The organism is Massilia sp. LC238, assembly GCF_000735635.1.
In the GTDB taxonomy this organism is placed as follows: Bacteria; Pseudomonadota; Gammaproteobacteria; order Burkholderiales; family Burkholderiaceae_D; genus Telluria; species Telluria varians.
Genome location: NZ_JNNN01000066.1, coordinates 79,939 through 93,649, shown reverse-complemented (window position 1 = coordinate 93,649; position 13,711 = coordinate 79,939). Strand labels below are relative to the sequence as shown.

The following is a 13,711-nucleotide window of genomic DNA, read 5'->3' as shown; positions in this document are numbered from 1 at the left end:
GCGATGCCCCGCGGGCGGACGCGGTTTACCTGCGTCCGCCCTGTTCCACCTACTTCTTCGCCACGATGACCCGACTCCATTACGCCGCGCTCGCCGCGGCAGCCCTCGCCTCGTCCGCCCACGCCGCGGTTCCCTTCGCCACCTGCGACGATCCGTCGTTCCAGCAGGTCCTGCACGCGTCGAGCGCCACGCTCGACGCCCGCGCCGTCTGGCTCGACCGGCGCCTCCTGACCTGGCCCGGCGCCGATGCCGGATCGACCTTCCGCCTCTACCATTCGGGCAAGGCCGCGATCGTCGCCACACCCGGCGCCAAAGTGGCAGGCGCAGACGGCGCGCTGGCGCTCGAGGCCTCCACGGCCAGGCTGCCGGTCCGCTTCAAGTGGGTCGGCGCCGGCCCGGTGCTGTCGGTGCGCGCGCAAGACCTGGCGCGCCTGAAGGACCTGCACCGCGGCCAGCTGGTGCTGGTGCAGGAAGCCGCGGACGGCACGGTACGCGCGGCCACGCGCATCCAGGCCGCCGGCGCGCTCGACGACCTGTACGCGGCGGCGGGCGAGCTGCCCGAGCTGGGCGCCACGCCGAAGAAGGGACGCACGGCTTTCCGCCTGTGGGCGCCGACCGCGCAGGGCGCCGCCGTCTGCACCTATGACAGCGGCAGCGGCAAGGCGACCGCCGTGCACGAGATGGCCTTCGATGCGCGCACCGGCGCCTGGAATGCGTACGTCGCGCGCGACCTCTCGGGCAGCTATTACCGCTATGCGGTGGACGTGGCCGTCGACGGCATGGGCCTGGTGCGCAACCTCGTCACCGATCCCTATTCCGTCAGCCTCACCACCGACTCGAAGCGCAGCTACATCGCCGACCTGGGCGCGGCAAACCTCAAGCCGAAAGGCTGGGACGCCACCCGCGCGCCGAACACGGTCAAGGCCCAGACCGACATGGTCATCTACGAGCTGCACGTGCGCGATTTCTCGATCAACGACCCGAGCGTCCCGGTGGAAAAGCGCGGCAAGTACACCGCTTTCGGCGAAGCGAATTCGAACGGCATGCGCCACCTGAAGGCGCTGGCCAGGGCCGGCCTGACCGACATCCACCTGTTGCCGGTGTATGACCTCGGCACGGTGCCGGAAAAGGACTGCGCCGTGCCCGCCCCAAACGGCGCCCCGGACGGCGAGAGCCAGCAGGCCCTGACCCGCAAGACCGCCGATACCGACTGCTTCAACTGGGGCTACGACCCCTACCACTACAACGCCCTGGAAGGCAGCTACGCCAGCGACCCGTCGGACGGCGCGAGCCGGATCCTCGAGTTCCGCCAGATGGTGATGGACCTGCACCGGGCCGGCCTGCGCGTCGGTACCGACGTGGTCTACAACCACACCTTCATCGCCGGCCAGAACGAGAAATCGGTGCTGGACCGCGTGGTGCCGGGCTACTACCACCGCCTGAATGCCGTCGGCGCCATCGAGCGTTCGACCTGCTGCGACAACACGGCCACCGAAAACATGATGATGGCCAGGCTGATGATCGACTCGGCCGAGCTGTGGACCCGCCACTACAAGATCGATTCCTTCCGCTTCGACCTGATGGGCCACCAGCCGCGCGCAGCGATGGAGCGCCTGCAAAAGCGCGTGAACAAGGCCGCGGGGCGGCACGTGGAACTGATCGGCGAAGGCTGGAACTTCGGCGAGGTCGCCGACGGCGCCCGCTTCGTGCAGGCCTCGCAGCTGTCGCTGAACGGCTCCGGCATCGGCACCTTCAGCGACCGCGCGCGCGACGCCGTGCGCGGCGGCTCGGCCGGCGACTCGGGCGAGGCGATGGTGCGCCGCCAGGGCTACATCAATGGCCTGGTCTATGACCAGAATGCACTAGGCGGCGAGCATAAACAGGTCGACCTGCTGCGCGCGGCCGACATGATCCGCGTCGGCCTGGCCGGCTCGGTGCGCCCGTTCGCCTTCCAGACCTTCGAAGGCAAGCTGCGCAAGCTGGAAGACATCGCCTACGGCAACCAGCCGGCCGGCTATGCAAGCCAGCCGGGCGAAGTGGTCAACTACGTCGAGAACCACGACAACCAGACGCTGTTCGACATCAACGTGCTGAAACTGCCGGTGGAGACCAGCCCCGCCGAGCGCGCTAGAGTGCAGGTGCTGGGCATGGCGATCAACGCCTTCAGCCAGGGCGTGGCCTACTACCACGCCGGCATCGACACGCTGCGCTCGAAGTCGCTGGACAAGAACAGCTTCAATTCCGGCGACTGGTTCAACCGCATCGACTGGACCTACCAGGACAACTACTTCGGCACCGGCCTGCCGCAAAGCGACGACAACGGCAAGGACTGGCCGCTGCTCAAGCCCTTCCTGGCCAAGGCCGCGGCGATCAAGCCCCAGCCTGCCGACATCGCCTTTGCCCGCGACGCCTTCCGCGACCTGCTGGCGATCCGCGCCAGCTCGACCTTGTTCCGCCTGCGCTCGACCGAGGATATCGTCCAGCGCCTGCGCTTCTTCAATACCGGACCGCAGCAGGAGGCGACCGTGCTGGCGGCCTGGATCGACGGCAAGGGCTATCCGGGCGCGAAGTTCGCCGGCCTGAGCTACCTGGTGAACGTGGACAAGGTGGCGCACACGGTGAGCGACGAAGCCTTGCGCGGCAAGCACCTCAAGCTGCACCCGGTGCATACGGCTGCCGGCGCCGCCGACAAGCGTGCCGCCCAGGCAAGCTTCGACAGCGCGAGCGGCAGCTTCACGGTGCCTCCGCGTACGGCGGTGGTGTTCGTCGCTGAGTAAGGCGCCGGGGAATCAGCCCGCCGGACCGACCAGGCGGGCGATCTCCACCGAGCCCTTCTCGTCGAAGATCGGGCATTGCTCGGCCAACTCGACCGCTGCGTTGAAGTCCGCGGCCGCGATGACCGAATAGCCCGACAGCGAGGCGCTATTGAGTTTCGGGCCGCGCAGGCGGCTCGGCACCTCGACGCTGCTGTGCGACAGTGCGCCGCGGTCCACCAGCGCGGCGCCGAGCGCGTCGAACCAGTTGGCCCAGCGCTGCGGGTCGTGCTGCGGGCCTTCCGACTCGTCGACGGTCGATCCGCGGTAAACGATCAGGTATCGTTCCATTGCCGGCTCCTCTGCAGTATTGTCCAGTCAAACCTTAGCAGAAGCATTGTGCGGGCGACGCACATCTCGGCGCTGGCGGAAAAAATTGGTGACTTTCCGTCAGGTCAGCTTCGCTATACTGCCCAGCCATGGCCAGCTTCCTGCTTTCCCCTGCATTCCCGCCCCGCATGCCGATGACGAGCGATCGCCGCCTGGCCGGCATCCTGGCCACCGTGCTGGTCCACGCGGCCCTGGTCCTGGGCTGGCAGGTGGCGCGCACGCTGCCGCCGCCGGAGGCCGAAGCGGAAAGCCCGTCGATGCAGTGGATCGAATTGCCGCTCCTGGCGCCGGAGCCGACACCAAAGACCCCGCCTGACGCGGCGCCCCAGGCGCAGCGTCAAGCGGCCGGCCGCCCTGCCCGTTCCGCGCCCGCCGTAGCCCTGCCGGCGCCTTCCGCACCGGCAGAAGCACCCGCCGCCATTGTCGAGGATGCGCCAGAAACGCCCGCCAGGCCGAACGCCGCCAGCATCCTGGAGAACGCACGGCGCAGCGTCGGCAGCATCGACCGCGCACTGCGCAAGGAGAACAAGCCGCTCATCGCCGCCCCGCCGGACAGCCCGGAGCTGCGCATGCGCAGGGGCATGGAGCAGGCCCACGCACTGGCGCCGCCGCGCCTGTGGGAAGCGCCGAAGGTGGAGGAACTGGTGAACAACACCGGCGATGGCGCACGCCGCACGCGCGTGATTACCGGCCGCCGCACCTATTGCATCACCGAGCGCTCAGCGGCCACCAACGTCGAGATGATCGAGATGCACGGCAAGATCAGGCTGACCAATTGCCCGGGGCCCGAGGAGCCCGCCAAGCGGCAGGAGTGGCGTACGGCAAGAGACTGAGACAAATAACTTTTCCCCCCGGGGTCAGGTCTGACATTCAGACACGGCCTCGACAATAAATAAGTATTGCCGGCCACTGGCCCAAGTTGGCCCATTAAAGTAACAGCAGTAATAGCAGTAACAGCAGGGTTCGTGTCCGAATGTCAGACCTGACCCTGACGCATGACCCTGACGCATGACGCGTGACCCTGACGCGCTGACGCCGACCCTGATGCTGCCGGCAGACTACAAGCCGAGCTGGGTCAGGATCGCGTCCTTGGTCTGCTGCAGTTCGGGTTGCGACACCTTGCGCGGATGCGGCTGCGCGATCGGGAACACCGACTGGATCGTGGTCGGGCGCGGCGACAGCACCACCACCCGGTCGGCCAGGTAGATCGCCTCTTCGACGTCGTGCGTGATCAGGATGACCGTGTGGCGTTCTTCGCGCAGCACGCGCAGCAGTTCGTTGCGCATCTTCAGCGCCGTCAGCGCGTCGAGCGCCGAGAAAGGCTCGTCCATCAGCAGGATGTCGGGTTTCACCGCCAGCGCCCGCGCGATCTCCACGCGCTTCAACATGCCGCCCGACAGCTCGTGCGGGTAGGACTTCTCGAAGCCCTTCAAGCCCACCATCTCCGCGTAGTGGTCGGCGGTGGCCACCTTGGCCGCATTGTCCTTGCCGGACAGGCCGAACATCAGGTTCTCGCGCACCGTTAGCCAGGGGAACACCGAACCGTGCTGCGAGATGACGATGGCGTTCGGCGAGGGCCGGGTGACCGGCACGCCGTCGATGCTGACGGCGCCGCTGTCCGGATGCTCGAAGCCGGCCAGCAGCTTCATGAGGGTGGACTTGCCGCAGCCGGACGGGCCGACGATGGCCACGAACTCTCCCGGCGCCACCGCCAGGTCGATGCCGCCCACGACTTGCAGGGCCTTGAAGCTGCGCTTCAGGCCGCGAATCTCGATCTTTGCCGTCCTAGCGTCCATAACGCCACCTCACTCCCCTGAGTCCTTCGAGCCGGCGCATCAGGACGTCCAGGCCCAGGCCGATCAGGCCGATGATGATCATTGCCGCCACCACCAGGTCGTAGCGGTTGCCGGCATTGCGCGAATCCATGATCAGGTAGCCCAGTCCCGAGCTGCGCACGATCATCTCGGCGGCCACCACCACCAGCCAGGCGACCCCGAGGCCGATGCGCATGCCGGTGAGGATCTCGGGCAGCACGGCCGGCACGATCACCTGGCGGTACAGCTTGGCGCGCGGCACGCCGAAGTTCTCGGCCGCGCGCAGGTAGCGCCCGTCGATGGCGTGCACGCCGGCGGCGGTCTGCAGGATCATCGGGAACACCGAGGCCAGGAAGATCAGGAAGACCGGCGCCATGTCGCCCACGCCGAACCACAGGATCGCGATCGGGATCCAGGCGATCGGCGAGATCGGGCGCAGGATCTGGAATACCGGGTTGAGTGTGCGGTAGGCCGCATCGACGCGCCCCACCCACAGGCCGAGCGGCAGCGCGACCAGCACCGCGATCAGGAAGCCGGTGGCCACCCGCAGCAGCGAGGCGCCGATGTGCTCCCACAGCGTGCCGTTGCGCGCCAGTTCCATGGTGCCGGCCGCCACCTGTCCCGGGGTCGGGAAGATCAGGCTGCCGCTTTGCTCGACCACGATCCACCAGATCGCCACGATGGCGGCGATCACGAGCAGCGGAGGCCATATCCTGTTCAGTCTATCCATTGCTTACCCATTGCGGTTCAGGAGGGAGTCCAGGCGCCACTTCAGGCGCGCCAGGCCGGCGCCGGGCGCCGGGTCGACCACGACCGTCATCGTGCCGCTGGCGTGCGCGGTGCAGTCGAAAGGGTGTTCCCCAAGCTGCGCGAACGGCAGGCGAAAGTCCTGGCCCGGCATGATCAGGACCGGACCGAAGACCTGCGGCACCGTGTCGTTGTTGCGCAGCAGGAGCACGTCGCGCACGCCCAGGGTGAGCGTGATGCGCTCCGGCAGGACGCTGGTCTTGTCGCCCTTCATGCGGCGCTCCCAGGTGCCCTTCGGGATCTCGAACAGCTGGTCGCGCGAGGACGCCTGCAAGGGGGCGAACGCGGCCCAGGCCAAGGTCCCCGCCAGGAGGGCCACGATCAGGGCGATACCGATACGCGCCTTCATCTACTCGGCCGCCAGCACGTTCACGTCGTGCACCATCTCGTCGGCCGGACGGCCGAAGGGCATCAGCGCGCGCAGCATGCCTTTCTTGTCGATGAAATAGAGGTAGGACGAGTGTCCCATCTGGTAGCCGCTCTGGCCGGCGGGAGCGGCGAACTTCGTGGCCGTGATGCCGTAGTCCTTGCGGATCGCCGCCATCTGTTCGGGCGTGCCGGTCAGGCCGATGAAACTCTTGTCGAACTGGGCCAGGTAGGATTTGAGGCGCGCCGGCGTGTCGCGTTCCGGGTCGACCGAGATGAACACCACCTGCAGCCGGTCGGCATGCGGCCCCAGTTTCTGGCGCGCCTGGGCCAGCATGGCCAGCGAGGCCGGGCACACGGCCGGGCAATGGGTGAAGCCGAACTCCAGCACCACCACCTTGCCACGCAGCGCGGACAGGCGGAAGTCGCTGCCGTCGGCAGCCTTCTGGGCGATTTCCGGAGCCACACGCGCAGGCGAGAAGGTACCGGACTTGAGGGCCGGCGCCGCCTGGACGGCTGCGGCGCACAGCAGCAAGGCTGCGAAAAAGACGTGCTTCACAAGGCCACCTTCACCGGCCGGATGTTCCTGACAAAACTCTCGTCCACGTACTGCTCGTAGCGTACCGGGCGCTTGAGCGTGCCGGCCTGCACCGAGAGCTGCATCAGCTCGTCGAATTCGGCGCGCAGCATGCGCAGGTCGCCGTAGGTCACGCGGTCGCTCGGGTTCTGCATGACGAAGCGGATGATGTTGGGGTCCTGGTTGAAGAACTTGCGGTTCGACGCGATCAAGGCGGCCTTGTCGCGGTTGGCGGGCCCGGCGTCGAGCCAGTTGCCGGCGGCCTGCACGTAGTTCACCAGGTCCTGCACCAGCGGACGGTCGGTCCGGATGAGTTCCTCGCGCACCGTCAGCACGCAGCAGATGTAGTTGCGCCACTCGTTGCGCGTCATCGACAGCGGGCGCGCATAGCCGGCGCGCTGGGCCGCGGCGCCGAAAGGCTCGCCGGTGCAGTAGCCGTCCACGGCGCCGGCATACAGCGCGGCCGGCATGTCGGGTGGGGCCATCTCGATGATCTGCACGTCCTTGGCCGACATGCCCTCGCGCGCCAGCATCCTGCGCAGGAACAGGTAGTCGACGGCGAAGCGGCTCGGGATCGCGATGCTCTTGCCGCGCAGGTCGGAGAACTTGCGGTAGGGCGAATCGGTGCGCACCATGATCACGGCGCCCGAGCGGTGTCCGAGCGAGACGATCTTCAGCGGGATGCGCCAGTCGGTCAGGTCCATGACCAGGGGCGCCAGCATGTAGGCCGCCTGGATGCGGCCCGTCATCAGGGATTCCTTGATCTCCGGCCAGCCCGAGAACTTGTTGTATTCGAAAGCGGTGAAGTGCGCATCCGGCTTGCCGTCGTTGACGGCGCGCGCCTTGCAGGCGATCGGCAGCGTCAGGTTGCAGGTGACCGGCAGGCCGCCGACCTGCAGCGGCCGGGCGGCGCTTGACGCGGCCGGCGCCGCGCTCGCGCCACAGCCCATGCCTACCAGCGGCAGGGACAAGGCGCCGCCTAGCAGCTGGCGCCGGCGCGGGGAATGCTCATGCATGGAAACGCTTCCAAAATCGAGTGGGTGGCCAATTCTAGCACTGTATTAACCTGGAACAACCTTCTTCCGCTCCTGAATACCGCCATTGACCGAGCCTTTGGCGTGACTCCACGCGGTAGCGCGCACCGATTGAATGCGCAGCCGGCAGCAGACCTCCCGAACAGATTGCTGGCGATGTCCTGGATCGTAGAAATTCACACCTTGTTGGGCAAGCTTATACCGCACCGCCAGCAAGCTTCGCCAACAGAAGCACATCGCTCGATTCGATGCACTCCGGCACTTGCTCGGACAGCCTCTTCAGATGCGGCGTTGCGAGATGCCGGTCGAGATCGGCCTGACTGCGCCATTCCTCGGTAAAGACGAAACGACGTGGATTCCCCATGTCGCGGTTCACCTGATAACTGATGCACCCTTCCTCACGCAGCGTCGGTTCGACAACGCTGCGGAAAAGGGTTTCCAGCTTTTCTTCAAAGCCGGGTTTGGCAACAAAAATAGCGACGACAGGCAAGGTCATGATGGTCCCTGTAAGTGAGCAATCAACAAGATTATCACAGTGTTCAAGGCAGGCCGGTCACCGACGCGGGACGAATGCCGCAGCGCCCAGAATGTTGGGCTCACCAGCAGGTTCCGGACGTTCCTTCTATACTGGCCGCCCGCCGCGGCGTAGACCGCGGCTTGACCCACGTTTTGAATACGAAAGAACCATGTCAGCCTTATTTACCCCGTTTACCCTGAAAGACGTTACTCCGCGCAACCGCATTGCAGTGCCGCCCATGTGCCAGTACCGCGCCAACGATGGCTTCGTCAACGAATGGCACCAGACCCACTACGCTGGCATCGCCCGCGGCGGTGCCGGCCTGGTGATCGTGGAAGCGACCGCGGTCTCGCCGGAAGGCCGTATCACGCCAGGCTGCGCCGGCCTTTGGAATGATGCACAGGTCGAGGGCATGGCCCATATCGCCACCCGTATCAAGGCCGCCGGTGCGGTCGCCGGCATCCAGATCGGCCACGCCGGCCGCAAGGCCAGCGCCAACCGTCCGTGGGAAGGCGACGATCACATTCCGTCGGAAGATGCCTATGGCTGGGATACCATCGCTCCGTCGGCGATTGCCTTCGGTAACCACCTGCCGAAAGTGCCGAAGGAAATGACCCTCGACGACATCGCCCGCGTCAAGGCCAGTTTTATCGACGCTGCCTGCCGCGCGCGCGATGCCGGCTTCGAATGGCTGGAACTGCACTTTGCGCACGGTTACCTGGGCCAGAGCTTCTTCTCGCCGCACTCGAACCAGCGCACCGACCAGTATGGGGGCGATTTCACCGGCCGCAGCCGCTTCCTGCTCGAGACCCTGGAAGCCGTGCGCGAAGTCTGGCCGGCGAACCTGCCGCTGACCGCGCGCCTCGGCGTCATCGAATACGACGGTAAGGACGAAGACACCCTGAACGAGTCGATCGAACTGATCCGCATGATGCGCCAGCGCGGTCTGGACATGCTGAGCGTCAGCATCAATTTCACCATTCCGGACGTGAATATTCCCTGGGGCCCGGCCTTCCTGGGCCCGGTGGCGAAGCGCGTGCGTGAACAGGCCGGCATCCCGGTCGCTTCGGCCTGGGGCTTCGACGGCCCGCACCTGGCGGAACGCGCCGTGGCCGACGAGCAGCTGGACCTGGTAATGGTCGGCCGCGCCCACCTGGCCAATCCGCACTACCCGCTGCAGGCGGCCAAGGAGCTGGGCGTGGAGCGTCCAACCTGGGTGCTGCCGGCGCCGTATGCGCACTGGCTCGAGCGTTACAGCATGCAGAAGTAAGACAGAACCAACACCGGGCCGGCATTCGTTGACGACAGGCGTCGGAGCATGCTCGATTCGGCAAAGTTTACCCGTCTAAAAAATACAATCACGCAGCTTTTATTTGAAATGGACATCCACATGGAATTGCTCAACAAACTGAAATGGCGCTATGCAACCAAGGCAATGGACCCGACTCGCAAGGTGCCGAAGGATAAGCTCGACCGCATTATCGAAGCCGCCCGCCTGGCGCCGACGTCGTCCGGCCTGCAGCCTTATGAAATCCTGATCGTGAACAATCCGGCGCTGCGCGCCCAGATCCGCGAAGTCGCCTGGAACCAGGCGCAGGTGGTCGACGCTTCGCACTTGCTGGTGTTTGCCGCTTGGGACGACTATACGCCCGAGCGCATCAACCACATGTTCGACCTCACCAATGAGGTGCGCGGTTTCCGTAACGAAGGCTGGGAAGCCTACCGCCAGCAACTGCTGTCGACCTACCCGGGCCGCGGCGCGCAGGTGAACTTCGAACATGCTGCGCGCCAGGCCTACATCGGCTTCGGTGCGGCGATCATCGCGGCCGCCTTCGAGGAAGTCGATTGCACGCCGATGGAAGGCTTCGATCCGGCCGCCGTCGACCGCATCCTGAACCTGGGCGAGCGCGGCCTGCGCAGCGCGGTCATGCTGCCGCTGGGTTACCGCAAGGCCGAGCAGGATTGGCTGGTCGACCTGCCGAAGGTGCGCCGCCCGCTGGGGCAGTTCGTGAGCGAGATCGACTGATTCTGGTTCTGCCACCAACGGTCCGCCTCTGGCTAATGCCGGTCAGTTAGCGAAGACCGTAGGGTGGGCGGGTTCCCCGCCCACGCGGTGATAGTTAAGATTTGAGGAACCGCACGGGCAGCAGCACCGTGATTTGACCGCGTGGGCGGGAGACCCGCCCACCCTACAATCGACTCAGCAACTCTTAAGTGACCGGCATTACGCCTCTGGCCAGTTTCGGACCTACCTGAACGTCTGCAACCGGCCGCCGATAGCGGACGGTCGGTATGACTCAGTGCACGAGCATGTTGCTGCCAGGATAAGCAACAGGTTTTGCCAGGCGTTCTACATATCGAGGTGCGAAATCAGGAGCCGGCGCTCCGCGTCGCCCTCGCCCGCTTCGCCATGGCCGTTGTGGTTGCCGAGCGAGATCCCGACCGACATGATGTCGATCAGGAGCAGCTGCAGGATGCGCGAAATCATCGACAGGAAGGTCGTGCTGTCCTCGCTGTGGTCCACCGCCAGGCAGACGGTCGACTTCTTCGCCAGCTGCGACTTGCTGCTGGTGATGGCGATGACGTCCGCTCCTACGGCACGGGCCGTGTCCACGGCCTCGAGCAGCTCCGGCAGCTGGCCGCCGGTGGAGATCGCGATCACCACGTCGCCCGGTCCCAGCAGGCCGGCGGCCAGGGTGAACAGGTGCGAGTCGCCGTACAGCGCGGCCGGGATGCGGAAGCGGAAGAACTTGTGCTGGCCATCCAGCGCCACCGCGCGCGCATTGCCCATCGCGTAGAACTCGACGCGGCGCGCGCGGCGCAGCAGTTCGATGGCGCGGTCGATCGCGTGCACGTCGAGCTGGTCGCGGAACTTCAGGATCGCCGACACGGTGTTGTCGATGACTTTCGCCGACAGGTCGTGGGTGCTGTCGCTCATGCGCACCTGGCTGTGGCGCACCGGGATGGTGCCGGTCAGGCTGCCGGCGAACTTGAGCTTGAATTCGGCCAGGCCCTGGAAGCCGAGCGAGCGGCAGAAGCGGATCACGGTCGGCTGGCTCACATCCGCCAGGCGCGCGATCTCGGCGATCGGCTCGGACAGCACCTTGCGCGGATGTTCCAGCACCAGGGCGGCCACGCGCTGCTCGGCCGGCGAGAGTTCGTGGCGCAGCTGCTGCACCCGGTCCATCAGGGTGTTGGCGCCGCTGCGGCCGCGCAGATGCTCGGACAGGATCGCCGATACCCCGTGCAGAGCCGGGTTGGGCGTCATGATCACATAGGTCGGGATCTGGGCGATGTAGTTGGTGAAGCGGCCCTTGGCTTCAAAGCGGGCGCGGAACGGCGACGTGGCGAACCATTCGGCGATGCGCGGCACGATGCCGCCGCCGATGAAGATGCCCCCGAAAGCGCCGAGCGTCACCGCCAGGTTCGCCGCTGCGCCGCCCAGCATGCCGGCGAAGGTTTCCAGCACTTCCAGGCACAGGGCGTCCTTGTCGTCGAGCGCGCCGCTGACGATGTCGGCGGTGCTGCGCGCCGGCGCCTCGACCTTGTTGCGCTTGGCCAGCGCCCGATACATCAGCTCGATGCCGGGGCCCGAGATCAGGCGCTCGTTCGACACGTGCGGCCATTCCTGCCAGGCGTGCTGCAGGATCGCGAACTCGCGTTCGTCGGCCGGGGCGAAGTTGACGTGGCCGCCCTCGCTGCCCAGGGTGACGAAACCGTCGATGGTCGGGATCACGCCCGACACGCCCAGGCCGGTGCCCGGCCCGAGCACGCCGGCCACCGCGTGGCTTTGCGGGGCGCCGCCGCCGACCTGCATCAGGTCTTTCGGCTCGAAGCCCGGCAAGGCCATCGCCAGCGCCGTGAAGTCGTTCACGATCAGGAGCGTCGACAGGCCGAGCGTGCGGCGCACCTCGTCGGTCGAGAACTCCCAGTCGCGGTTGGTCATGCGGATGTAGTCGCCGCTGATCGGGTTGGCCAGGGCAAACGCGGCGTGGTTGATGCGCACCCCGCCGGTCTGGGCCAGGTAGGCGTGCAGCAGCGGCACGATGCCGCTGTAGTCGTCGCAGAGCAGCACCGACACCTGGCGCAGCACGCCGGGCGCGGTCTCGAGCCCGAAGCGCGCATGGGTGGCGCCGATGTCCGCGAGCAGGCGCGGACCGTCGGCGAAAGCGGCGCGGGAGGGTTTCAGTTCGGTATCGGGTTCAACAGTCATCGCGATTCAGGGCTTGGCGGGACCTCGGCCCCGGATCGCCTTAGGATACCATTGAACGAAAAGCAAGAATACGTCTGCTGCTACGATGTACCGTAGGGTGGGCGGGTCTCCCGCCCACGCGGTGATTGTTATCGGCTCCGATGCCGGGCGCGATGATCTTGCTGCAAACTATCACCGCGTGGGCGGCAAAGCCGCCCACCCTACGCTAAACAGCGTCCGTTTCAGCGCACCAGGCCCTTCAGCAGCTCACGGTGGAAGCGCGCCGGATCCTGCATCTGCGGCGCATGCCCCATGTCCGGGAAACTGACCAAGGTCGCCTTCGGAATGCTCTTCGCGGTCTGCTTCGCCAGTTCCGGATAATTGCCGAGCTTCGGGCGGATCTCCGCCGGCGCGACATCCTTGCCGATCGCGGTGCTGTCCTTCAGCCCGATCAGCAGCAGCACCGGCATGCTCAAATGCGGGAACTCATACACCACCGGCTGCGTGTAGATCATGTCGTACAGCAGCGCCGAGTTCCAGGCGACGATCTGCTTGCCCGGCCCGCGGTACATCCCGGCCAGCATCTGCACCCAGGGCTCGTATTCCGGCTTCCAGGTGTTCACGTAATAGGTCGATTTCTCGTAGTTGCGGATGCGCTCGGCCGTGGTCTGCAGCTCGCGCTCGTACCACTTGTCCACGCCCAGCGAAGGCACGCCCACGGCCTTCCAGTCTTCCAGGCCGATCGGGTTGACCAGCACCAGTTGCTCGGACTGCTGCGGGTACATCAGGCCGTAGCGCACCGCCAGCATGCCGCCCGTCGAGTGACCCATGACGATGGCGTTCTTCACGCCGATCGATGCGAGCAGCGCATGCGTGTTCTGCGCCAGCTGCTGGAAGCTGTACTGGTAGTGGGCGGGCTTGGTGGACTTGCAGAAGCCCACCTGGTCGGGCGCCACCACGCGGTAGCCGGCCCCGCTCAGCTCCTTGATCGTGCCTTCCCAGGTCGCGCCGCAGAAGTTCTTGCCGTGCATGAGCACCACCGTGCGGCCGTTCGGCTTGGCTGGCTTGACGTCCATGTAGGCCATCTGTAGCTTCACGCCCTGCGAGGTGAATTGGTAGCGCTGGACCGGATAAGGATAGTCGAAGCCTTCCAGCTCGGGGCCATAGGCCGGCTCGGCGGCAGGCTGGGCGGCGACGGGCAGCGCAAGGGTGAATGCGGCGCACAGCAGCGCGCCGGACAAGCGTGTCAGTACAGGCATGA

13 protein-coding genes are annotated in these 13,711 nt (G+C 66.2%); 4 read left to right on the top strand and 9 right to left on the bottom strand.

Features of this window, described 5'->3' with window-relative positions; genetic code table 11:
• The first annotated feature begins 65 nt into the window (after positions 1–65).
• A complete protein-coding gene (locus FG94_RS18165; RefSeq protein WP_036214476.1) occupies positions 66–2,777 on the top strand; it encodes an alpha-1,6-glucosidase domain-containing protein in 2,712 nt (903 codons plus the stop codon).
• A 12-nt stretch (positions 2,778–2,789) separates the two neighbouring features.
• Here the strand turns inward: FG94_RS18165 and FG94_RS18160 are convergent, their stop codons facing one another.
• Positions 2,790–3,104, bottom strand: coding sequence for a hypothetical protein (locus FG94_RS18160; protein WP_036214474.1), 315 nt, complete (start codon positions 3,102–3,104; stop codon positions 2,790–2,792).
• A gap of 173 nt (positions 3,105–3,277) precedes the next feature.
• Here FG94_RS18160 and FG94_RS18155 point away from each other — a divergent pair, with 173 nt between their 5' ends.
• Positions 3,278–3,976: a hypothetical protein gene (locus FG94_RS18155; RefSeq protein WP_152571035.1), complete on the top strand. Its 699-nt coding sequence runs from the start codon at positions 3,278–3,280 to the stop codon at positions 3,974–3,976.
• 225 nt (positions 3,977–4,201) lie between these two features.
• Here FG94_RS18155 and FG94_RS18150 read toward each other — a convergent pair whose 3' ends face one another.
• The 6 genes from FG94_RS18150 to FG94_RS18125 form a co-directional block, all read right to left on the bottom strand.
• Positions 4,202–4,939, bottom strand: coding sequence for an ABC transporter ATP-binding protein (locus tag FG94_RS18150; RefSeq protein WP_036214470.1), 738 nt, complete (start codon positions 4,937–4,939; stop codon positions 4,202–4,204).
• Complete coding sequence (locus FG94_RS18145) at positions 4,929–5,687, bottom strand: ABC transporter permease (protein WP_036214468.1); 759 nt, start codon at positions 5,685–5,687, stop codon at positions 4,929–4,931. The genes FG94_RS18150 and FG94_RS18145 overlap by 11 nt, the downstream gene beginning before the upstream one ends.
• 3 nt (positions 5,688–5,690) lie before the next feature.
• The gene (locus FG94_RS18140; protein WP_036214466.1) at positions 5,691–6,113 is read right to left on the bottom strand and encodes a hypothetical protein; all 423 of its coding nucleotides are present in this window, start codon (positions 6,111–6,113) and stop codon (positions 5,691–5,693) included.
• The gene (locus tag FG94_RS18135) at positions 6,114–6,689 is read right to left on the bottom strand and encodes an SCO family protein (RefSeq protein ID WP_051996905.1); all 576 of its coding nucleotides are present in this window, start codon (positions 6,687–6,689) and stop codon (positions 6,114–6,116) included. It lies immediately after the preceding gene.
• Positions 6,686–7,723 carry an ABC transporter substrate-binding protein gene (locus FG94_RS18130; protein WP_036214464.1) on the bottom strand — a complete coding sequence of 346 codons (1,038 nt, stop codon included), beginning with the start codon at positions 7,721–7,723 and terminating at the stop codon, positions 6,686–6,688. The genes FG94_RS18135 and FG94_RS18130 overlap by 4 nt, the downstream gene beginning before the upstream one ends.
• A 214-nt stretch (positions 7,724–7,937) precedes the next feature.
• Complete coding sequence (locus FG94_RS18125; protein WP_036214463.1) at positions 7,938–8,237, bottom strand: putative quinol monooxygenase; 300 nt, start codon at positions 8,235–8,237, stop codon at positions 7,938–7,940.
• A gap of 190 nt (positions 8,238–8,427) precedes the next feature.
• Between FG94_RS18125 and FG94_RS18120 the strand changes: the two genes are divergently transcribed.
• Positions 8,428–9,528, top strand: a complete 1,101-nt coding sequence (locus tag FG94_RS18120) for an NADH:flavin oxidoreductase/NADH oxidase (protein ID WP_036214461.1) — start codon at positions 8,428–8,430, stop codon at positions 9,526–9,528.
• A 120-nt stretch (positions 9,529–9,648) separates the two neighbouring features.
• Complete coding sequence (locus tag FG94_RS18115; RefSeq protein ID WP_036214459.1) at positions 9,649–10,284, top strand: NAD(P)H-dependent oxidoreductase; 636 nt, start codon at positions 9,649–9,651, stop codon at positions 10,282–10,284.
• A 324-nt stretch (positions 10,285–10,608) separates the two neighbouring features.
• Here the strand turns inward: FG94_RS18115 and FG94_RS18110 are convergent, their stop codons facing one another.
• Positions 10,609–12,471: a glucokinase gene (locus tag FG94_RS18110; protein WP_036214458.1), complete on the bottom strand. Its 1,863-nt coding sequence runs from the start codon at positions 12,469–12,471 to the stop codon at positions 10,609–10,611.
• Between the two features lie 221 nt (positions 12,472–12,692).
• A complete protein-coding gene (locus FG94_RS18105; RefSeq protein WP_152571034.1) occupies positions 12,693–13,709 on the bottom strand; it encodes an alpha/beta fold hydrolase in 1,017 nt (338 codons plus the stop codon).
• Positions 13,710–13,711: the final 2 nt, after the last annotated feature.